Origin of the sequence: Allobosea sp. RCC_152_1, assembly GCF_041360765.1 — a bacterium.
Classification (GTDB): domain Bacteria; phylum Pseudomonadota; class Alphaproteobacteria; order Rhizobiales; family Beijerinckiaceae; genus Allobosea; species Allobosea spartocytisi.
In genome coordinates this window covers 855698-875299 of record NZ_JBFUPU010000002.1, presented here as the reverse complement: position 1 = coordinate 875299, position 19602 = coordinate 855698, and the positions used below count along the sequence as shown (strand labels likewise).

At 66.2% G+C, this 19602-nt stretch carries 19 protein-coding genes and 1 tRNA gene; 16 read left to right on the top strand and 4 right to left on the bottom strand.

What is annotated here, in order from left to right:
• Nucleotides 1-106 precede the first annotated feature (106 nt).
• The 7 genes from AB6806_RS10575 to denD all read left to right on the top strand — a co-directional run bounded on the left by AB6806_RS10575 (nucleotide 107) and on the right by denD (nucleotide 6279).
• A complete protein-coding gene (locus AB6806_RS10575; protein WP_112763566.1) occupies nucleotides 107-1969 on the top strand; it encodes an IlvD/Edd family dehydratase in 1863 nt (620 codons plus the stop codon).
• Nucleotides 1970-2217: 248 nt separating this feature from the next.
• On the top strand, nucleotides 2218-3057 hold the full coding sequence (locus tag AB6806_RS10570; protein ID WP_142022053.1) for an isocitrate lyase/PEP mutase family protein: 840 nt from the start codon (nucleotides 2218-2220) through the stop codon (nucleotides 3055-3057).
• Nucleotides 3054-3380 (top strand): hypothetical protein, encoded by a 327-nt coding sequence (locus AB6806_RS10565; RefSeq protein WP_133564777.1) that lies wholly within the window; start codon nucleotides 3054-3056, stop codon nucleotides 3378-3380. Before AB6806_RS10570 ends, AB6806_RS10565 begins: the two co-directional genes overlap by 4 nt.
• Nucleotides 3377-4048, top strand: a complete 672-nt coding sequence (locus tag AB6806_RS10560; protein ID WP_133564775.1) for a GNAT family N-acetyltransferase — start codon at nucleotides 3377-3379, stop codon at nucleotides 4046-4048. The genes AB6806_RS10565 and AB6806_RS10560 overlap by 4 nt, the downstream gene beginning before the upstream one ends.
• Before the next feature lie 2 nt (nucleotides 4049-4050).
• On the top strand, nucleotides 4051-4506 hold the full coding sequence (locus AB6806_RS10555; protein ID WP_142022052.1) for a GNAT family N-acetyltransferase: 456 nt from the start codon (nucleotides 4051-4053) through the stop codon (nucleotides 4504-4506).
• Between the two features lie 15 nt (nucleotides 4507-4521).
• Nucleotides 4522-5268, top strand: a complete 747-nt coding sequence (locus tag AB6806_RS10550) for an SDR family oxidoreductase (RefSeq protein WP_142022051.1) — start codon at nucleotides 4522-4524, stop codon at nucleotides 5266-5268.
• A 30-nt stretch (nucleotides 5269-5298) separates the two neighbouring features.
• Nucleotides 5299-6279 (top strand): D-erythronate dehydrogenase, encoded by a 981-nt coding sequence (gene denD / locus AB6806_RS10545; RefSeq protein ID WP_142022050.1) that lies wholly within the window; start codon nucleotides 5299-5301, stop codon nucleotides 6277-6279.
• Between the two features lie 92 nt (nucleotides 6280-6371).
• On the opposite strand, the gene AB6806_RS10540 is transcribed toward denD, so the two are convergent.
• The 3 genes from AB6806_RS10540 to rplU form a co-directional block, all read right to left on the bottom strand.
• Complete coding sequence (locus tag AB6806_RS10540) at nucleotides 6372-7058, bottom strand: GNAT family N-acetyltransferase (protein ID WP_142022049.1); 687 nt, start codon at nucleotides 7056-7058, stop codon at nucleotides 6372-6374.
• Nucleotides 7059-7213: 155 nt separating this feature from the next.
• Nucleotides 7214-7480, bottom strand: coding sequence for a 50S ribosomal protein L27 (gene rpmA, locus AB6806_RS10535; RefSeq protein ID WP_038363769.1), 267 nt, complete (start codon nucleotides 7478-7480; stop codon nucleotides 7214-7216).
• A gap of 170 nt (nucleotides 7481-7650) precedes the next feature.
• Nucleotides 7651-8142, bottom strand: a complete 492-nt coding sequence (gene rplU / locus AB6806_RS10530; protein ID WP_038364421.1) for a 50S ribosomal protein L21 — start codon at nucleotides 8140-8142, stop codon at nucleotides 7651-7653.
• A gap of 296 nt (nucleotides 8143-8438) precedes the next feature.
• On the opposite strand from rplU, the gene AB6806_RS10525 reads away from it, so the two are divergent.
• Nucleotides 8439-8528 (top strand) — tRNA-Ser (locus AB6806_RS10525).
• Between the two features lie 233 nt (nucleotides 8529-8761).
• Nucleotides 8762-9043, top strand: coding sequence for a hypothetical protein (locus AB6806_RS10520; protein WP_113254946.1), 282 nt, complete (start codon nucleotides 8762-8764; stop codon nucleotides 9041-9043).
• Nucleotides 9044-9604: 561 nt separating this feature from the next.
• On the opposite strand, the gene AB6806_RS10515 is transcribed toward AB6806_RS10520, so the two are convergent.
• Nucleotides 9605-10495 (bottom strand): MurR/RpiR family transcriptional regulator, encoded by an 891-nt coding sequence (locus AB6806_RS10515; protein ID WP_038362122.1) that lies wholly within the window; start codon nucleotides 10493-10495, stop codon nucleotides 9605-9607.
• 239 nt (nucleotides 10496-10734) lie between these two features.
• Here AB6806_RS10515 and AB6806_RS10510 point away from each other — a divergent pair, with 239 nt between their 5' ends.
• From AB6806_RS10510 to AB6806_RS10480, 7 genes are all read left to right on the top strand, one after another.
• The gene (locus AB6806_RS10510) at nucleotides 10735-12060 is read left to right on the top strand and encodes an aspartate aminotransferase family protein (RefSeq protein WP_370954568.1); all 1326 of its coding nucleotides are present in this window, start codon (nucleotides 10735-10737) and stop codon (nucleotides 12058-12060) included.
• An 8-nt stretch (nucleotides 12061-12068) separates the two neighbouring features.
• Nucleotides 12069-13538 (top strand): M81 family metallopeptidase, encoded by a 1470-nt coding sequence (locus tag AB6806_RS10505; protein ID WP_370954567.1) that lies wholly within the window; start codon nucleotides 12069-12071, stop codon nucleotides 13536-13538.
• A gap of 42 nt (nucleotides 13539-13580) precedes the next feature.
• Nucleotides 13581-15161, top strand: a complete 1581-nt coding sequence (locus AB6806_RS10500) for an ABC transporter substrate-binding protein (RefSeq protein WP_038362126.1) — start codon at nucleotides 13581-13583, stop codon at nucleotides 15159-15161.
• A gap of 83 nt (nucleotides 15162-15244) precedes the next feature.
• On the top strand, nucleotides 15245-16189 hold the full coding sequence (locus AB6806_RS10495; protein ID WP_370954566.1) for an ABC transporter permease: 945 nt from the start codon (nucleotides 15245-15247) through the stop codon (nucleotides 16187-16189).
• On the top strand, nucleotides 16186-17058 hold the full coding sequence (locus AB6806_RS10490; RefSeq protein WP_038362130.1) for an ABC transporter permease: 873 nt from the start codon (nucleotides 16186-16188) through the stop codon (nucleotides 17056-17058). The genes AB6806_RS10495 and AB6806_RS10490 overlap by 4 nt, the downstream gene beginning before the upstream one ends.
• Entirely contained in the window at nucleotides 17055-18728 is a 1674-nt protein-coding gene (locus AB6806_RS10485; protein ID WP_370954565.1) for an ABC transporter ATP-binding protein, read from the top strand. Before AB6806_RS10490 ends, AB6806_RS10485 begins: the two co-directional genes overlap by 4 nt.
• Entirely contained in the window at nucleotides 18725-19588 is an 864-nt protein-coding gene (locus tag AB6806_RS10480; protein WP_142022044.1) for a carbon-nitrogen hydrolase family protein, read from the top strand. Before AB6806_RS10485 ends, AB6806_RS10480 begins: the two co-directional genes overlap by 4 nt.
• Nucleotides 19589-19602: the final 14 nt, after the last annotated feature.

Sequence of the window (19602 nt, the reverse complement as noted above, 5' to 3'; positions counted from 1 at the left end):
ACGGGCCCTCTTGCGGGCGAAGGGGCCGGACCGGATAATCGTCAAATCATTCTAAGAAAAGGCGCTGCCGCAAGGCCTTGACGGCAGCGCGGGAGAGGAGCGTTCGATGGCAAAGACCCCGGAGAGCAATGTGCCGCGGCAGGACCGCCCGGTGGCGGTTGCGAAGCGCAAGGCAAAGCGGCGCATCAAACCGGAACAGCTCCGCTCGAAAGCCTGGTTCGATAACCCCGCCAATGCCGACATGACCGCGCTCTATATCGAGCGCACCATGAATTTCGGCCTGTCGCGCGAGGAGTTGCAGTCCGGCCGGCCGATCATCGGCATCGCCCAGACCGGCTCCGACATCGCCCCGTGCAACCGGCATCATCTCGAGCTCGCCCCGCGCATCCGCGACGGCATTCGCGAGATGGGCGGCGTTCCCTTCGAGTTCCCGATCCATCCGATCCAGGAAACCTGCAAGCGCCCGACCGCCTCGCTCGACCGCAACCTGCAATATCTCTCGCTCGTCGAGATCCTCTACGGCTATCCGCTCGATGCCGTGGTGCTGACCACCGGCTGCGACAAGACCACACCGGCGCAGATCATGGCTGCCGCGACGGTCGACATCCCTGCGATCGCGCTGCCGGGCGGGCCGATGCTGAACGGCTCCTTCCGCGGTGAGCGCACCGGCTCGGGCACCATCGTCTGGAAGGCGCGCCAGATGATGGCCGCCGGCGAGATCGACTATAAGGGCTTCGTCGACCTGGTCGCGTCGTCGGCACCGTCGGCCGGCCACTGCAACACCATGGGCACGGCCTCGACGATGAACGCGCTGGCCGAGGCGATGGGCATGACGCTGCCCGGCGCTGCCGCGATCCCCGCGCCCTACCGCGACCGCTACGAGATGGCCTATCTCACCGGCAAGCGCATCGTCGAGATGGTCTGGGAGGATCTGAAGCCTTCGGACATCCTGACCCGCGAGGCCTTCGAGAACACCATCGTCATCAACTCGGCGATCGGTGGCTCGACCAATGCGCCGATCCACGTCAACGCCATCGCCAAGCATATCGGCGTCAAGCTCGACAACGAGGACTGGACGAAGATCGGCTACGACACGCCGCTGCTGGTCAACATGCAGCCGGCCGGCGAATATCTCGGCGAGGATTATTACCGCGCCGGCGGCCTGCCGGCAGTGATCGCGGAGCTGCTCGCCAAGGGCAAGCTCAAGCCCGCCATCACCGCGAATGGCCGCACCCATGAGGAGAACTGCGCCGGGGCCTTCTCGGGCGATCGCGAGGTCATCAAGACCTATGACGCGCCGATGAAGAAGGAGGCTGGCTTCCTCAACCTCTCCGGCAACCTGTTCGACTCGGCGATCATGAAGACCAGCGTGATCACGCCGGAATTCCGCAAGCGCTATCTGGAGAACCCGAAGGACCCGATGGCCTTCGAGGGCCGCGCCATCGTCTTCGACGGGCCGGAGGACTACCACCACCGCATCGACGATCCGGCGCTCGCCATCGACGAGCACTGCATCCTGTTCATCCGCGGCGTGGGGCCGATCGGTTACCCCGGCGCGGCGGAGGTCGTGAACATGCGGCCGCCGGATTATCTCATCAAGAAGGGCGTCACCGCGCTCGCCTGCGTCGGCGACGGGCGCCAGTCCGGCACCTCGGGCTCGCCCTCGATCCTCAACGCCTCGCCGGAAGCGGCGACGGGCGGCGGGCTCGCGCTCCTCAAGATGGGGGACAAGGTCCGCATCGACCTGAAGAAGCGGACGGCCGACATCCTCATCTCCGAGGCGGAACTGGCCGAGCGCAAGGCCGCGTTCAAGGCGGCGGGCGGCTACAAATATCCGAAGAGCCAGACGCCCTGGCAGGAGATCCAGCGCAAGATCGTCGATGAGCTCTCCGAGGGCATGGTGCTGAAACCGGCGGTCAAGTACCAGAAGATCAACAAGAAATTCGGTATTCCGCGCGACAATCATTGAGCGAGGCGCCACAGGCGCCGTCATGCTCGGGCGAAGACCCGAGCATCTCTCGACGAAGAGGCTCCAGTGCCTGCTCCGGTCAGAGTTTCTCGGGTCGCTGCTTCGCATCGCCCGAGAATGACGGACCAGGTGGCATTCGCCGCGCGCAACGGCCCCCGCCTGCCAATGCGCGCGGATGGGGCTGACAAACGGGCCGGCGCTCGACACTATGCCAGCCCGCAGCTCCCGCTGATCTGAAACGATTTAAAATGAGCTATTCCCCGCAGGTCGAAACTTTCCGCAAGCTGCATGAGAGCGGCTGCTTCGTGATGCCCAACCCCTGGGATCTCGGCTCGGCGCGCTGGCTGCGCGGGCAGGGATTCAAGGCGCTGGCTTCGACCAGCGCGGGCTTCGCCTTCACGCAAGCGCGGGCCGATCAGGATGTGCCGCGCGACATGATGCTCGCCCATCTCGCCGAATTGGTGAAGGCGGTGCCGGACCTGCCGGTCAATGCCGATTTCGAGAACGGCTATGCCGATACGCCCGATGGCGTCGGGGCCAACGTCAAGCTCTGCGTCGCGACCGGCGTCGCCGGGCTCTCGATCGAGGATGCCACGGGCCGCGAGGCAGAGCCGCTCTATCCGTTCGAGCTTGCGGTCGCGCGGGTGAAGGCGGCGCGCAAGGCGATCGACGAGACCGGCTCGGGCGTGCTGCTGACGGCGCGCGCCGAATGCTTCCTGACCGGCCATCCCGAGCCGCTGAAGGAAGCGGTGCGCCGCATCGAGGCCTATGCGGCGGCGGGCGCCGACGTGCTCTACGCGCCGGGCCCGAAGACGACCGACGACATCCGCACGATCGTCGATGCGGCCGGCGGCAAGCCGGTCAATGCGCTGGTCTATGGCGATTTCGGGCTAACCGTCTCCGATATCGCGGCGGCCGGTGCGCGGCGTATCTCGATCGGCGGCGCGCTGGCGCGGGCGGCCTGGGCCGCCTTCATCGAGGCGACGCGGCTGATCGCCGAGGAGGGCAGCTTCAAGGGCTTCGCCAATAATGGCCCCTCGGCGCCGCTCAATCCCTTCTTCCGTGGGGATCTCGAGGCGCGTTCGTGAGCGGCGTGCTGCTGATCGCGCCGGAGTGGCTTGGCCATAGCGGGCTCTGGCAGATCGACGCCAAGGGCAAGCGCAAGGCTGTCGATGCCGAGGATATTGGATTGTCGGAGAAGCTTGCCGACCGGCTCGAAGCCTGGATGGATTCCTTCGACGCGATCTATGACGAAGACGACGAGGCGGCCTCCGATTTCCCAAGCGAGGTCGAGCGGTTGGCCTGGGAGGCCGAAGGGCACGCCATCGCGGATGCGATCGCACGCGAGCTGGGCGCGGGCTGGGACATCCGGCAGGATTTGACCGGCTGGCGGGAAAAGGGAAAGTCATGACCTCGTTGCAGAACTGGAAGCCCGTGCCGTTCCCGCCGGCGAAGGTGCTGGAAGGGCGCTATTGCCGGCTGGAGCCGCTCGACGTCGGCAGGCATCTCGACGACATCTGGGCCGCGACGACCGGCCACGATCAGATCTGGGACTGGCTGCCGGCCGCGCCGCCGAAGAGCAAGGACGAATACCGCGCTTTGCTCGAATCGATGGTAGCGAAAGCCGGCATCGTGCCGCTCGCGGTGATCGACAAGGCCGATGGCAAGGCCAAGGGCCATCTCTGGATCATGGAGATCCGCCCCGAGCAAGGCGTCTTCGAAGTCGGCTGGATCACCTATTCGCCGGCGCTGCAGCGTACGCGGGTGGCGACGGAAGCGATCTATCTCGTCGGCGATTACGGCTTCTCGCTCGGCTATCGCCGCTATGAATGGAAGTGCAACAATCTGAACGAGCCCTCGAAGCGCGCGGCTTTGCGCTTCGGCTTCCAGTATGAGGGGCTGTTCCGCCAGCACATGGTGGTGAAGGGCGCGAACCGGGATACGGCCTGGTTCTCCATCATCGATTCCGAGTGGCCGGCGCGTGCGCGCGCTTTCCAGGCCTGGCTCGCGCCCGACAATTTCGATGCGCAGGGCCAGCAGAAGGCGTCGCTCACCGATCTCGCCAAGGTCCAGGCCTGACGATGACGCCGCGCCGCGCCGCGCCTGCCGATATTCCGGCGATCGTCGCGCTGACGGAGGCAGCCTATCTGCCGAACGAGGCGATCATCGGCGTGCCCTCGCTGCCGCGCCTCGCGGACTATCACGAGGTGCTGGCCAAGCACGAGGTCTGGCTGCTCGATGGCGAAGCGGGGCTCGATGCCGCGCTGGTGCTGGAGATCGAGCCGGAGGATTTCACGATCTGGAGCATTGCGGTTTCGCCGCAGGCCGCGGGCCGCAAGCTCGGCGCGGCGCTGATGAACTTTGCCGAGGAGCGGGCGAAGGTGCTCGGCTACGCCTCGATCCATCTCTATACGCACGCGAAGCTCAGCCAGCGCATCGGTTGGTATGAGCGTCTCGGTTTCACCATCACGCATCATGAGGACATGGCCGACCGGCGCCTCACCCATATGCGCAAGACATTTTCCAAAGCCGGCTAAAAAGAGGACGAAGGCATGGCGGGTCGTTTGAAGGGCAAGGTCGCGGTGGTCACCGCTGCGGGGCAGGGCATTGGCCGTGCGATCGCCGAGGCCTTCGTGGCGGAAGGCGCCACGGTCTGGGCGACGGACAAGGACGTCACCCTGCTCGAAGGCATTCCGAAGGCGAAGAAGCGCAAGCTCGACGTGCTTTCGACCAAGGCCGTCAACGCCTTCGCCGAGAAGGTCGGGCCGATCGACATCCTCGTCAACGCTGCCGGCTTCGTCCATCATGGCACGGTGCTCGACACCGACGACAAGGCCTGGGACTTCTCCTTCGACCTCAACGTCAAGGCGATGCACCGCACGATCCAGGCTTTCCTCCCGGGCATGCTGGCCAAGGGCGCAGGCTCGATCGTCAACATCGCCTCCGGCGCCGGCTCGGTGCGCGGCATCCCGAACCGCTATGCCTATGGCGCGACCAAGGCGGCCGTGATCGGGCTGACCAAGGCCGTCGCGGCCGACTTCATCAAGAAGGGCATCCGCTCGAATGCGATCTGCCCGGGGACGATCCAGTCGCCCTCGCTCGACCAGCGCATCAAGGATCTGGCAGCGGCGACCAACGTCACCGAGGCTGCGGCGCGGCAGGCCTTCATCGATCGCCAGCCGATGGGCCGGCTCGGCACGGCCGAGGAGATCGCCTGGCTCGCGGTCTATCTCGCCTCCGACGAAGCGAGCTACACCACCGGCCAGATCCACCTCGCCGATGGCGGCTTCGCGCTCTGACGCGCACACAAAAACTCAAGGGAGGTCAGGGTGCATATCCTCGTTCTCGGCGGCGCCGGCATGGTCGGGCGCAAATTCATCGAGCGGCTGGCGCGCGATGGCGGGCTGGGCGGCAAGCCGGTCACCCGCGTGACGGCGCAGGACGTCGTGCCGGCCTCACCGCCGCCGGCTGCGCCCTTCGATTTCGAGGCGGTGGTCTCCGATCTGTCGGTCGAGGGCGCGGCCGAGACGCTGATCGCGACGCGGCCCGAATTGATCGTCCATCTTGCGGCGATCGTCTCCGGCGAGGCGGAGGCCGATTTCGACAAGGGTTATCGGATCAATCTCGACGGCACGCGCTACCTGTTCGAGGCGATCCGTCGAATCGAGGGCTATACGCCGCGCCTCGTCTTCACCTCCTCCGTCGCGGTGTTCGGTGCGCCCTTCCACGACAAGATCGAGGATGAGTTCTTCACCACGCCGCTGACCAGCTACGGCACGCAGAAGGCGATCGGCGAGCTTCTGCTCTGCGACTATTCGCGGCGCGGCTTCTTCGACGGCATCGGCATCCGCCTGCCGACGATCTGCGTGAGGCCGGGCAAGCCGAACAAGGCGGCCTCGGGCTTCTTTTCCAACATCATCCGCGAGCCCCTGAACGGCGAGGAGGCCGTGCTGCCGGTCTCCGACCAGGTGCGGCACTGGCACGCCTCGCCCCGTTCGGCCGTCGGCTTCCTCGTCCATGCCGCGACGATGGACACCACGGCAATCGGCCCGCGCCGGGCGCTGACCATGCCGGGCTATTCCTGCACCGTTGCCGAGCAGATCGAGACGCTGCGCAAGGTTGCGGGCGAGAACGTCGTGAAGCGGATCAAGCGGGTGCCTGATCCGGTGATCGATGGGATCGTCGCCGGCTGGCCGCGCAATTTCGACCCCCAGCGCGCGCTGGCGCTCGGCTTCAAGGCGGAGTCGAATTTCGAGGAGATCATCCGCGTGCATATCGAGGACGAACTGCACGGGACCTTCGTGAAGTGACTTTGCCGGCCTCAGGGCCGTTAGCATCACGCTTCCATCTGCGGCACGCCCGGCCTTGAGCCGGGCGTGTTCTTTTTCAGGCTCCGGCGCGCTCAGGCCGCACAGGTCTCGCTCTGCGACTGCTGGAGCCGTGCCGGAAGCTCCGGCTCCGTATCGGCGGATGTCCTGGCCTCGAGCTCGGGCGCATGGGCCCAGCCGGTGGCGCCCCAGCTCTTCAGCGCCGCCCAGGTCGAGCGGTCGAGCCGGAACTGCTCGCAAGGGAACAGCCCGCCCCGCGCCGGCAGCGACTTGAGGAAGGAGCCCTCCGGCCGGAAGCCGGACTTCTCCAGCACCCGCCGCGAAGCCGGATTGATGACGCGGGTATCGGCCTCGATCGCCGGCACGTCGACCAGCGAGAACAAGGTGTCGATCAGCCCCTGCACCGCCTCCGTCGCGTAGCCCTTGCCCCAATGCTGGGTGCCGAGCCAGTAGCCGATGAAGGGCGTGCCCGAGGCCTGCCGGTGCGCGCCGATCATGCCGATCAATTCGTTGGGCTTCGCGCGCGGGGTGACCGCCAGCACGAGGTGCTCGCCCAGCGCATTGCCCTTGCGCATCGCGAAGATGAAGGGCTCGACCGCCTCGGGCGGGTAGGGATGCGGGATATTGGCCGTCATCTCCGCCACGGCCTTCTCACCGGCCTGGCGCAGGATGGCGGCGGCGTCCGCCATACGCGGCCAGCGCAGCCAGAGACGGCGGGTCTCGAGCCGGAAGACGTCGTCGCGGGTCAGTTCGGGGAACATTCTCGTCTCTCCGTCGGCGCAAACGAAAAAAGGGAGCTGGGACTTCGGTCCCATCTCCCCTTCGCTGACCTTCGGGAGACCCATTTCGGGCCTTCAACCCTTGATCCGTTCGGTTCGATGGAACCGGCGGATCGAGAGAATTCCCTATCCGCCTTTTACTCTGCGGCCTCTTGGGCCGGGACTACGTTCACGAAAGCTCGGCCGAGTTTCGTCGTGAATCGGACGCGGCCATTCGTCGTCGCAAAGAGGGTATGGTCTTTGCCCATGCCAACGTTCGCGCCGGCATGCCACTTGGTGCCGCGCTGACGAATAATGATGTTGCCGGCAACGACGGCCTGATCGCCGAAGCGCTTCACGCCGAGTCGCTTGCTTTCGGAATCGCGGCCGTTACGCGACGAGCCGCCTGCCTTTTTGTGAGCCATAACGCCCTACCTCAAAACTTCTCGTGTCTCTCTAACCCGAATCGGCGGCGAAAGCCACCCGGTTCGGATACGAAATGCCGGAGCACCATTCTGTCAGGAGCGACAGGCCGAGGACGTAAGCCTTCGGCGATGGCGATCCGGCGTGGATATCGACGCCGGGAAACCCGGTCTCAGGCCTCGGACGCCTCGTCCTTGGCCTTCTTGGCAGGGGCCTTCTTGGCCGCGGCCTTCTTCGGCTTCTCGGCATCCTCGCCGGCCTCGGCCTTGGCGGCCTTCGGAGCAGCCTTCGCCTTGGCGGCGACCGGAGCAGCGGCGGCGGCATCGCCCTTCTTCATCTCCGGCTGCTTGCCGCCGGTGAGGATGTCGGTGATGCGGATGACGGTCAGCTCGGCGCGGAAGCCGCGCTTGCGCTTCGAGTTCTGGCGGCGGCGCTTCTTGAAGGCGATGACCTTCTCGCCACGGGCCTGCTCGACGATCTCACCGACGACGGTGATCTCGGAGAGGGCCTTGGCGTCGAGCGTGGTCTTCTCACCTTCGGTGAGCATCAGCACGGAGCCGAAAGCGACGGTGTCGCCCGGGTTGCCCTCGATCTTGGCAGCGGTGATCTTGTCGTTGGCGGCGACGCGGAACTGCTTCCCGCCGGTCTTGATGACTGCGAACATTTTGTCCTCCATGTTCGGCCCCGCCCTGTCACGGCCTCCGGACTGGAAGCGCATGCGGGACGGCTTTTTGGCAGTCGATTGCGTGGTCTGGTTTGCTCTTGCCGGCATGCGACGCAGCGCACATGCCAAAAGAGATCGGGCGCGGGTTTCCCCACGCCGGACGGTGCTCGATAGTCGGGCTCTCCGCGAAGGTCAAGCGAAAGCGGCGGGGGACGGTCGATTTCTCCCGCCCGGGAGGCTTGCCCCTCGGGCGTGGCTTGTGTAGTAAGCGCCTCGCTTCGACCGATAGCGACCGCGGACAGGTGGCAGAGTGGTTGAATGCACCGCACTCGAAATGCGGCATACCTGCAAGGGTATCGGGGGTTCAAATCCCTCCCTGTCCGCCATCATCCCGCCAAGGGATTGAGACCATCGATATCACCGCGCCTGACCTGATCCGTTCCCGGCTTGCGCTGGGAAAGTGGGCGAAAGCCCGCAAAGGTTGACGCAATCATCATGCGTGCGCGCCGACCGCGTCCTCGTTCTTTTTCAGCACGCCGAACGACGCATGCAGCAGCTCTCCTCAGGCCGGCGCGGAATGCGCTTCGGCGCCAAATGGGACAACATTTAGGAAGCGGGAATGGCCAAGCGTACGAAATCCAAAGCTCTCGATACCGAGTTCACGATGTTCGATGTCATCTATGAGGATGGGTCGAGAACCTCCAACCGACGCGTTCCGACAGCGCTGCTCGGGGGGCTCGATGGCGATGAGCCGGCCAAGGCGGCAATCCTGGAGCAGGACCAGATCATCTCCGAGAAGTCGGGCAAGCCGCCCTTGGCGATCGCGACCCTCGTCCGGTCGACGAAGGCAGCGGCCGAGCCAGAGAAGCGCAAGGATGACCGCAAGAAGCGCAGTGCGTGATCGGCGAGGAGTTGGATAGGCCAGCAGATGCCGGCGAATCGCCACCGGCCGCAGAGAGGATGTGCGGAGTCGGTTTTTCTTTCCGCCGGTCCATTGGAAGAAGCCGAGGCCGGAATTGAGCCGCCCTGGGTTCGCCGGAGGTGCCAACTTCTGAGAGACTGGGGCTATGAGACCCCAGGGCCCGCTTCCTATGCCAGCGGAGGGCCTATCGCTGGAGCTTCGCGGTGATTGGCGCGGATTCTGGCGCGGTGTTCCCAACAAACGAAAGCCCCGTCTCGTGGGGAAACGGGGTTTGCACAATTATGTAAATTTGGTTGCCGGGCCTGAAACCACCGACAGTTGCCTCAAGTGCTTTCTCGAAAGAGATCCCCGCTTCCGCGCAGCGCCAATTGCAGACATTGGGCTTTTGCCTGGAAGCGGACATCACCAATCGGTAACAATGAAGGCTTGAGGATGAGCCGCGCTGCCCTGGGAAGGTTCGTGGCAGAGGTCCTCTTTCCAGCTCTCGAACCGATCTTGCCAGATCGTTTCAAGATTTAGCGGCGCGCTCGCCCCAAAAAACTAGATTTTTCTGCGAGGAATGGCGGTCGCATAGGTGTTCAGCGAGAGCAGGTGGCGGTCGGCGCGATGGAGCGCAGCGAGCGCCGCATTGCGATCCTTGTTGGCCAGTAATCCGCAGAGCACCTCGGAGATCGCCAGCGCCGGCGCCAGCGTGTGGAAGAAGCTCTGGCTCTCGGTGGAGCAGAGGATGGCCTGATCGGCGATGCCGACCAGCGGCGAAACCTCGCTGTCGGTGATCGCGATGATGCCGAGCCCCTTTTCGCGAGCGAGCTCGGCGAGCTCCAGGCTGTGGCGCGCGTAAGGATTGATCGAGATGGCGAGCAGCACGTCCTCGGCGCCGGCGCGGATCAACCCGTCGCCCACCGTGTCGGCCGGCCCGTCGAGATGGATCGTCTTCTCCCCGAGCAGCGCCATCACATAGTGGAAATGCCAGGCGACCGAATGGCAGGAGCGCAGGCCCAGCACATAGATCCGACGCGCCTGCGCCAGCCGGTCGGCCGCCGCCGAGAGACGTTCCAGCGAGGCCGGTTCCGACAGGCGCGCGATCTGGGCGGCGAGCCCCTGCAGCATGCGCCGCGACAATTGCGCTGCGGCCATGTCCTGCTCGCTCTCGTCGGTCTTCATCGCGCGCGCCGCGAAGCCGTCGACGCGGAAGCGGATCGCCTCGGCATGATGGGCGCGGATATCGTCATAGCCGGCGAGGCCCAGGAACTTCGCGAGCCGCGTCATCGTCGAGGGCTGCACACCGGCATTGCGCGCCAGCTCGCGCATCGAGACCAGCGCCACCTCCTGCGGATGCTCGATGATGTAACGCGCCGCCTGCTGCAATTGCGGGGACATGCCGTCGAAGAGGCTGACGATGCGCTCGCGCAAGGGATCCGCCTGCAACATTTGAATCGCACCCTCTTTGCCCCGTCGCGACCATTCCCGCGCGCCGGTCGGATTTCAAACGGTTTCTCGGCTTTCCCTCAGCCTTTGAGGGCGTTGCGCCGGACTGTTCCGTCGCGACAGTTTTAGCGTCAATCGTTTCCGATTTGTATCATATAAAACAAATGTTGCATCACTCGATGAGGCGTGTCATGAGGCTGCGCGTCGCGGCGGCCTGTCCGCGCCAATCCGGGAAGCTTGAGATGACCAGGATTCTCCATCGCTCGATCGGCGGCCGGTTGCCGCAAGCGGTTGCGGGGCAGGGCGTCACGATCACCGACGCGGATGGCCGCAGCTATATCGACGGATCGGGCGGCGCCGCCGTCTCCTGTCTTGGCCACGGCCATCCCGAGGTCATGGCGGCGATGCGCGCGCAGATGGACCGCATCGCCTACGCCCATACTTCCTTCTTCACCACCGATGTCGCCGAGGAGCTGGCCGAGCGCCTGGTCGGGCTGGCGCCGGAGGGGCTCGATTACGTCTATCTCGTCTCCGGCGGCTCCGAGGCCGTCGAGGCCGCCATGAAGATGGCGCGGCAGTATTTCGTCGAGATCGGCCAGCCACAGCGCCGCCATTTCATCGCGCGCCGGCAGAGCTATCACGGCAATACGCTGGGCGCGCTTGCCGCCGGCGGCAATGCCTGGCGGCGGGCGCAGTTCCAGCCGATCCTGCCGCAGACACACCATGTCTCGCCCTGCTACGCCTATCGTGGCCAGAAGGCCGGCGAGACGCCCGAGGCCTATGCCGCTCGCCTCGCCGACGAGCTGGAAGCCAAGATCCTCGAGCTCGGAGCGGAAGAGGTCATCGCCTTCATCGCCGAGCCGGTGGTTGGCGCGACGCTCGGCGCCGTCGGGCCGGTCGCGGACTATTTCGCCCGTATCCGCCGCATCTGCGACAAATATGGGGTGCTGCTGATCCTCGACGAGGTGATGTGCGGCATGGGCCGCACCGGCACGATGTTCGCCTGCGAGCAGGAGGGCATCTCGCCCGATCTCGTCACCATCGCCAAGGGGCTGGGGGGCGGCTACCAGCCGATCGGCGCGGTGCTGCTCTCGGACAGGATCTACCGCGCCTTCGCCGAAGGCTCCGGCCTGTTCCAGCACGGCCACACCTATATCTGCCATCCGATGGCGGCGGCGGCGGCCAACAAGGTCGTCGAGCTGATCTCGCAGCCGGAGATGCTGGAAAACGTCCGCCTGATGGGCAAGCGCCTTCAGGCCGGGCTCGACGCTCGCCTCGGCCAGTCTCCCCATGTCGGCGATATTCGCGGCCGCGGCCTGTTCCGAGGCATCGAGATCGTTGCTGACAAGGAGACCAAGACGCCCTTCGCCCCGGCGCTGAAGGTGCATGCCCGGATCAAGAAGGAGGCGATGGCGCGCGGCCTGATGAGCTACCCGATGGGCGGCACAATCGACGGGCGGATCGGCGATCATGTCCTGCTGGCGCCGCCCTATATCATCACGCCCGAGGAAATCGATCTGATCGTCGAGCGGATCGGCGGCGCGATCGACGCGGCGGTCAGGGTCTGACCGCTGCCATGGCGTTCCGCATCGCCTTCGCCGGCTTCAATCTCGAATCGGTCACGGCCGTTCCGCAGATCGTGGAGCTGGCGGAGTTCGAGCGCGTCTGCGTGCGCGGGGCTGAGCTGACGGAACGGTTCCGCGGTACCAACACTGTACCCGGCGGCTGCCTGAAGATCTGCGAGGCGGAAGGCGCGGAGTTCGTGCCGCTGTTCCACACGCTGCTCGGCGCGCTCGGGCCGACTGCGGATGAGGCGGTTGCGCACTACACCGGCGAGATCGTCGAGGGCCTCCGCAAGAATGGCCCGCGCGACGGCGCCATCCTGTTCCTGCACGGTGCCTGCTGGGCGCCCGGCTATGCCGATGTCGAGCGGCACGTCATCGACGCGGTGCGCGCGGCCTTTCCGGCGCTGCCGATCGCCGTCGCGCTCGACTATCACGGCAATATCGACCGCGAGACGCTGCGCGGCGCCGATATCGCCGTCGCCTATCGCCATTCCCCGCATATCGACATGGGCGAGACCGGCGAGCGGGCGACCCGCGCGCTGCTCAGATTCCTGCGCGAGGGCCGTCGGCCGGGTCTCGCGGTGGCGCGGCCGGATGTCGTCATCCCCTCGATCATGTCGGCGACGGCGCTGGCACCGCTGGCCTCGATCATCGCCGAGGCGCGGGCCGCCGAGCAGGACGGCGATTGCGACATCTCGATCATGGCCGGCTTCTCCTATGCCGACAGCGCCAATACCGGCATGTCGGTGATCTGCCTGGACTGGGACGGGCAGGAGGCGGCCGAGGCCAAGGCGCAGGCCTTCTCAGGCCGGTTGCGCGCGGCGCGCAAGGCCATCGCCAACGCTATCCCGATCCTGAGCGTCGAGGACGCCCTGGCCGATATCGAGCGCAGTCCCGCGACGGGCCGGCCGATCGTGCTGCTCGAGCATGCCGACCGGATGAACGATTCCACCCATCTGCTGCGGGCTTTGCTCGGCCGCGATGTCGGGAGGGTCAACGTGCCTTTCCTGCTCGACCCCGCGACGGCCGCGCAGGCCAATGCAGCGGGCGAGGGCGCCGAGATCACGGTCGCGCTCGCCGGCAAGACGGCGCCGGAGACTGGTGGGCCGGTCGAGGCAGTGGCACGCGTCCTCTGGTCGGGGCCGAAATCCTTCAACGTCTCCGGCCGCTACCAGCGCGGTTCCTTCGTCGATCTCGGGCTGACGGCACTCCTCCAGATCGGCGCGGTCCGGATCTCCGTGGTCTCGCATTTCGCCTTCGCCGTCGATGGCGACCCATTCTTCATCTTCGGCGAGCGACCAGAAGATTACGACGTCATCCTGCTGCGCTCGAAGACGCATTTCCGCGACTACTACGAGCCGCTGGCCGACCGCATCCTGGTGGTCGACACGCCCGATCTGGGCCCTGCCAATGTCAGGCTGATCCCGTACCGCCAGCTCGACACGGCACGCGCCTATCCGTGGAGCGACGCTCCCGCCTGACGACACGCGCCAATCCAAGCAACCAAAAACGAGGGGATAACAATGACGTTTCGGTTCAGGACTTTCGGGGCTGCGGCGCTGCTCGCCGGCTCCCTGCACGCATTGCCGGCTTTTGCCGAGACGACGCTCAATGTCGTCATGCAGGCGCCGCTCAGGTCGCTCGATCCGATCCTGAGCACCGCCCAGATCGTGCGCACCCATGGCTTCATGGTGTTCGACACGCTGCTCGGCATGGATGCCAAGTACAACCCGCAGCCGCAGATGGCCGACTACGCCGTCTCAGCCGATAAGATGACCTATACCTTCACCTTGCGCGACGGCTTGAAATGGCATGACGGCACGCCGGTGACCGCGGCCGATTGCGTCGCCTCGCTGAAGCGCTGGGCCGCGAATGACGGCGCCGGGCGCACGATGATGGGCTCGGTCGCGTCGATCGAGGCGACCTCTGACAAGGTGCTCGTCATCAAGCTGGCGAAGCCTTTCGGCCAGGTGCTGGAACTGCTGGCGAAGCCCTCGCCGGTGCCGCCCTTCATGATGCCGAAGCGTCTCGCCGAGACGCCTGCCGGCCAGCAGGTGACGGAGATGGTCGGCTCCGGCCCGTTCAAGTTCGTCGCGGCCCAGTATCGTCCCGGCGATCAGGCCGTCTATGTCAAGAACACCGACTACAAGCCGCGCGCCGAGCCGATGAGCTGGACCGCCGGCGGCAAGACCGTGAATGTCGACAAGGTCGTGTGGAAGGCGATGCCGGACATGCAGACCTCGATCAATGCATTGCAGTCCGGCGATGTCGACCTGATCGAGCAGGTGACGATCGACCTGCTGCCGCTGCTCAAGGCCAATGACGAGATCAAGACGGGCGCCATCAACGCGCTCGGCAGCCAGGTCACCGGCCGCTTCAATCATCGCCTGCCGCCCTTCGACAATCCCAAGGTCCGCCAGGCGGCGATGTATGCGCTCGACCAAGAGCAGCTGATGCAGACCGCGATCGGCGACAGCCAGTATTACAAGCTCTGCGCCTCGGTCTATGGCTGCGACGTGCCGCTCGCCTCGGATGCCGGCTCGGAATATCTCAAAGGCAGCGCCAAGGAGCGCATGGCCAAGGCGAAGGAGCTGCTGAAGGCCTCCGGCTATGACGGCACGCCGGTGCTGATGATGCAGCCGACGGACCTGACGATCCTGTCGACCCAGCCCATCGTCGCGGCCGAGCGCCTGCGCGAGGCCGGCTTCAAGGTCGATGTCGCCGCGATGGATTGGGCGACGCTGCAGTCGCGCAAGAACAGCACGCAACCCGTGGCACAGGGCGGCTGGAACATGTTGTTCACCTATTGGGGCGTCTCCGGCATCTGGAACCCGACCGTGCATGCCCTGCTCGACGGCTCGGGCGCGGAGACGGCGTGGTCGGGCTGGCCGAAAAGCGCCCGCGTCGAGGAACTGCGCGCTGCCTTCCTCACCGCGCCGACGCTCGACGAACAGAAGACAATCGCCCGCGAGATCCAGCAGATCGCCTATGACGAGGGCTTCTATTTCAATGCCGGCGAGTTCCAGTCCGTCGCCGCCTGGAGCGCCAAGCTGAAGAACCTACAGCCCGGCCCGCTCACCCTGTTCTGGGGCGTGAGCAAGTAACCTCGCGAACCGGGCGGCATCGCCGCCCGGCTGGCTTGACCGAGCGCTGGCTGTCCGGCCAGCGCCCAGGCGCGGAGCACCACATGGCTTCCTACTTCCTGCGCAGGCTGGCGATGGCGATCCCCGTCATGTTCTTCGTGGCGCTGTTCGTCTTCCTGCTGCTGCGGCTGACCCCGGGCGACCCGGCCCAGGCCATTGCCGGCGATCAGGCGACGCCGGCCCAGCTGGTCGCGATCCGTGAGAATCTCGGCCTCGACAAGCCGCTCGCCGGCCAGTTCGCCACCTGGCTTGGCGGCATGGCGCAGGGCGATTTCGGGCACTCGCTGATCTCGCAGCGCCCGGTTCTGGAGATGATCGGCCAGCGCATCGGCCCGACGCTGGCGCTCGCGGTCATGGCGATGATCTTCACGGTCGTCATCTCGCTGCCGCTCGGCGTGCTCGCCGCCTGGCGCCATGGCGGCATGGTCGACCGCTTCGTCATGGCGCTCTCGGTCGTCGGCTTCTCCGTCCCGATCTTCGTGATCGGCTATGTGCTGATCGCGGTCTTCGCGGTGGACCTGAAATGGTTCCCGGTGCAGGGCTACAAGCCGCTCGCCGAGGGCTTCGGCCAGTTCCTCCACCGCATCCTGCTGCCGGGGCTGGCACTTTCCTTCTTCTACATCGCGCTGGTCTCGCGGATGACGCGAGCCTCGATGCTGGAAGTGCTGCGCGAGGATTATGTCCGCACGGCGCGGGCGAAAGGGTTGGGCGAGCGCATCGTCCTGTTCCGCCACGCCCTGCGCAACGCCGCAATCCCGATCCTCACCGTGGTCGGAACCGGCTTCGCCATGATGGTCTCCGGCGTCGTCGTCACCGAGACGGTCTTCAACATCCCCGGTCTCGGACGGCTGGTCGTCGACGGCGTGCTCGCCCGCGACTACCCGCTGATCCAGGCGATCATCCTGCTGACGGCCGGAACCTATGTGCTGATCAACCTGCTGATCGATCTCTCCTACGCGCTGAGCGACCCGAGGATCCGCTACCAATGAGCGCCGCATCGAACCCCGCGCAAGGCGGCCTCCCGCGCCGCCGCCTGCTCAGAAACCCGCCGCACTGGACGACGGTGCTCGCCATTCTCGTCCTCATCATCGTCGTTGCGATGGCTGTCTTCGCGCCGTTCATCGCGAATTTCGAGCCGACCAAGCTCAACGCGGCGATGCGGCTCAAGCCTTCCTCGAACCTCTATTGGCTGGGCACCGACAGCTTCGGCCGCGACCTCTTTTCGCGCGTGGTCTATGGCGCGCGGGTCTCGCTGCTGGTGGGGGCCGGCGTCGCCATCGGCGCCATCGTGATCGGCCTTCCGCTCGGTCTGATCGCTGGCTGGTACCGCAGCGTCGACGGCGTGCTGATGCGGATGATGGACGGGCTGATGGCGATCCCCGGCATCCTGCTCGCCATCGCCATCGTCGCGCTGGTCCGTGGCGGGCTCACCACCGTCATCATCGCGATCATGATCCCGGCGATTCCTCAGGTCGTCCGGCTGGTCCGCGCGCGCGTCATCGCCGCCCGCGAGGAGACCTATGTCGATGCGGCGATGCTGCTCGGCACGCCGCCTGCCAAGCTGATCTGGAAGCATCTGCTGCCGACGACGATCGCCCCGCTGATCGTGCAGGGGACCTATATGTATGCCTCCGCCATCCTGACGGAGGCGGCTTTGTCCTTCCTCGGCGTCGGCATCGGCACGGAGATCCCGAGCTGGGGCAACATCATGGCCGAGGGGCGGCTCTATTTCGCGATCAACCACTGGCTGGTGTTCTGGCCGGCGATCGTGCTGTCGGCCTGCATCCTGTCGATCAACCTGCTGGGCGACGCGCTGCGCGACCGGCTCGACCCGAAGATGCAGGGGAGAGCCCCGTGACGACGACATCCTCCAGCCAGCCGGTGCTCTCGATCCGCGACCTCAAGGTCGCGACGCGCGGCCGCGAGCCCAGCGAGATTCTGAAGGGCATCAGCTTCGACATCATGCCGGGCGAGACGCTCTGCCTCGTCGGCGAATCCGGCTCCGGCAAATCGGTGACCTCGCTGGTGACGATGGACCTGCTGCCGCGCGACGAATTGCGGGCGACGGGCGGCACGGTGCGCCTCAACGGCGAGGACATCCTCACAGTGACGCCGTCCCGCACCAAGGCGCTGCGCGGCGCCGAGATGGCGATGATCTTCCAGGAGCCGATGACCGCGCTGAACCCGGTGCTGACCATCGGCCTCCAGATGGACGAGGTCTACTGGGCGCACACGGCAATGCGTCTTAAGGAACGCAAGGAAGCTGCGCTCGCCGCCTTCGAGGCCGTGCATCTGCCCGATCCGGCGCGGATCTATGACAGCTATCCGCACCAGCTCTCGGGCGGACAGCGCCAGCGCGTGATGATCGCGATGGCGCTCGCCTTGAAGCCGAAGCTCCTGATCGCCGACGAGCCGACCACCGCGCTCGACGTCACCACGCAGAAGCAGATTCTCAGCCTGATCCGCGAGTTGCAGGACAAGCAGAACACCGCCGTCCTGTTCATCACCCATGACATGGGCGTGGTCGTCGACATCGCCGACCGGGTCTGTGTCATGCGCCGCGGCGAGATCGTCGAGACCGGCCCGGTCGAGCAGGTGCTCAGCCGGCCGCGCGAGGATTACACGCGCGACCTGCTGCAGGCCGTGCCATCGCTGGTGCCTCGCGCTCCTCGTGCTGCGGCGAAGCAGGCCGAGGCCGTGGTCGAGATCCGCAATCTCGAAAAGACCTTCAGCTTCGGTTCTCTGCTTGGGAAGCTGATGGGGCGGGATATCCGCACTGTCCGCGCCGTGAACGATGTCAGCTTCAGGCTGGAGCGTGGGCGCACGCTCGGCATCGTCGGCGAAAGCGGCTCGGGCAAGTCGACGGTCGCGCGCTGCCTGATGCGCCTGGAACATCCGACCGGCGGCGAGATCCGGGTCAACGGCCAGGACATCGCCCCGCTCCAGGGCCAGAAGGCGCTGGCCCCGGCGCGTCGGCGCGTGCAGATGGTGTTCCAGGACCCCAATCGCTCGCTCAATCCGCGCCTGCGCATCGGTGAGAGCCTGATCGAGGGGCCGCTCAATCTCGGCGAGGAGCGGGGCTCTGCGCTGAAGCGCGCGGGCGAATTGCTCGAGGTGGTCGGCCTGCCTGGCACAAGCCTCGAACGCTTTCCCCATCAGTTCTCCGGCGGCCAACGCCAGCGCATCGCCATCGCGCGCGCCCTGATGATGGAGCCCGAGGTGATCGTCGCGGACGAGGCCGTCTCTGCCCTCGACGTCTCCGTGCAGGCGCAGGTGCTCGCGCTGCTGGCGGAGATCCAGGAGCGGCGCAATCTCGCCGTGCTGTTCATCACCCATGACCTGCGCGTCGCCGCCCAGATCTGCGACGAGGTGATGGTGATGCAGCGCGGCCGCGTCGTCGAGGACGGGCCGGCCGCCGAAGTGCTGGCGCGGCCGCGCCATGAGTATACACGGGCCTTGATCAACGCGGCGCCGGGGCGAGACTGGGATTTCGCCACCGGGCGCCGCATCGCCGGAGCCGACGCATGATTTCCGCCAGCCTCGTCCAGCTCGACGTCCAGTCTCTGGCGCCGGCCGAGAACTTCCGCCGCATCCACGACTTCGTCGCGGCCGAGGCGGCGAAAGGCGCCCAGCTCATCCTGTTCCCCGAACTCGCCAACACCGGCTATGTCGAGCCACTGGTGCCGGGCGGGGCGCTCGTCAGCGACGTCCCTCATTTCGGAGCGGCGCTCTACGAGGCCTGCGCCGCGCCGGATGGCGAGGAGGTGAGGGCGCTCGTCGCACTCGCCGCGCGGCACCGCGTACATATCGTCATCGGCCTCGGCCTGCGCGATCGCCTGCGCGCCGGCGTGATGCGCAATGCCTCGCTCTTGATCGGCCCGGAGGGCGTGCTCGGCGACTACACCAAGATTCACCAGTGGCAGAACGAGAAGCTGTTCTTCAGCGGCGGCGACAGCATCGACACCTACCCGGTCTTCGGCACGCGGCTCGGCATGCAGGTCTGCTACGATATCCGCTTCCCCGAGATCACCCGCATCCTCGCGCTTCAGGGCGCGAGCATCGTGACCTCGGTCTGGGCTTCGTTCGGGGCGGAGAATGCGCCGGTGACCGACGAGGGGCTCTTCATCCACCGCGCCTATACGCGGGCGACCGAGAACGGCGTCTTCTTCCTGAGCTGCAACCGCAGCGGCAGCCGCGGCGGGCAGCGCTTCTTCGGCCGCTCCTGCGCGGTGGCGCCGGATGGCCGCGTGCTCGGCACGCTCGATCATGATCGCGAGGACGTGCTGCGGGTCGAGATCGACCTCGCCGAGGTCGCGCGCTATCGCAGCTTCACCGGCATCTGGGCTGATCGCGTGCCGGCCCTCTACGCCAAGTACCTCACGCCCTGAGCCTCGCGAGACCT

Excerpts from the sequence above, each read along its gene's own strand:
- AB6806_RS10575 (WP_112763566.1), top strand. The coding sequence starts at position 107 with ATGGCAAAGACCCCGGAGAGCAATGTGCCGCGGCAGGACCGCCCGGTG.
- AB6806_RS10570 (WP_142022053.1), top strand. The coding sequence starts at position 2,218 with ATGAGCTATTCCCCGCAGGTCGAAACTTTCCGCAAGCTGCATGAGAGC.
- AB6806_RS10560 (WP_133564775.1), top strand. The coding sequence starts at position 3,377 with ATGACCTCGTTGCAGAACTGGAAGCCCGTGCCGTTCCCGCCGGCGAAG.
- AB6806_RS10555 (WP_142022052.1), top strand. The coding sequence starts at position 4,051 with ATGACGCCGCGCCGCGCCGCGCCTGCCGATATTCCGGCGATCGTCGCG.
- AB6806_RS10550 (WP_142022051.1), top strand. The coding sequence starts at position 4,522 with ATGGCGGGTCGTTTGAAGGGCAAGGTCGCGGTGGTCACCGCTGCGGGG.
- AB6806_RS10540 (WP_142022049.1), bottom strand. The coding sequence starts at position 7,058 with ATGTTCCCCGAACTGACCCGCGACGACGTCTTCCGGCTCGAGACCCGC.
- rpmA (WP_038363769.1), bottom strand. The coding sequence starts at position 7,480 with ATGGCTCACAAAAAGGCAGGCGGCTCGTCGCGTAACGGCCGCGATTCC.
- rplU (WP_038364421.1), bottom strand. The coding sequence starts at position 8,142 with ATGTTCGCAGTCATCAAGACCGGCGGGAAGCAGTTCCGCGTCGCCGCC.
- AB6806_RS10520 (WP_113254946.1), top strand. The coding sequence starts at position 8,762 with ATGGCCAAGCGTACGAAATCCAAAGCTCTCGATACCGAGTTCACGATG.
- AB6806_RS10515 (WP_038362122.1), bottom strand. The coding sequence starts at position 10,495 with ATGTTGCAGGCGGATCCCTTGCGCGAGCGCATCGTCAGCCTCTTCGAC.
- AB6806_RS10510 (WP_370954568.1), top strand. The coding sequence starts at position 10,735 with ATGACCAGGATTCTCCATCGCTCGATCGGCGGCCGGTTGCCGCAAGCG.
- AB6806_RS10505 (WP_370954567.1), top strand. The coding sequence starts at position 12,069 with ATGGCGTTCCGCATCGCCTTCGCCGGCTTCAATCTCGAATCGGTCACG.
- AB6806_RS10500 (WP_038362126.1), top strand. The coding sequence starts at position 13,581 with ATGACGTTTCGGTTCAGGACTTTCGGGGCTGCGGCGCTGCTCGCCGGC.
- AB6806_RS10495 (WP_370954566.1), top strand. The coding sequence starts at position 15,245 with ATGGCTTCCTACTTCCTGCGCAGGCTGGCGATGGCGATCCCCGTCATG.
- AB6806_RS10490 (WP_038362130.1), top strand. The coding sequence starts at position 16,186 with ATGAGCGCCGCATCGAACCCCGCGCAAGGCGGCCTCCCGCGCCGCCGC.
- AB6806_RS10480 (WP_142022044.1), top strand. The coding sequence starts at position 18,725 with ATGATTTCCGCCAGCCTCGTCCAGCTCGACGTCCAGTCTCTGGCGCCG.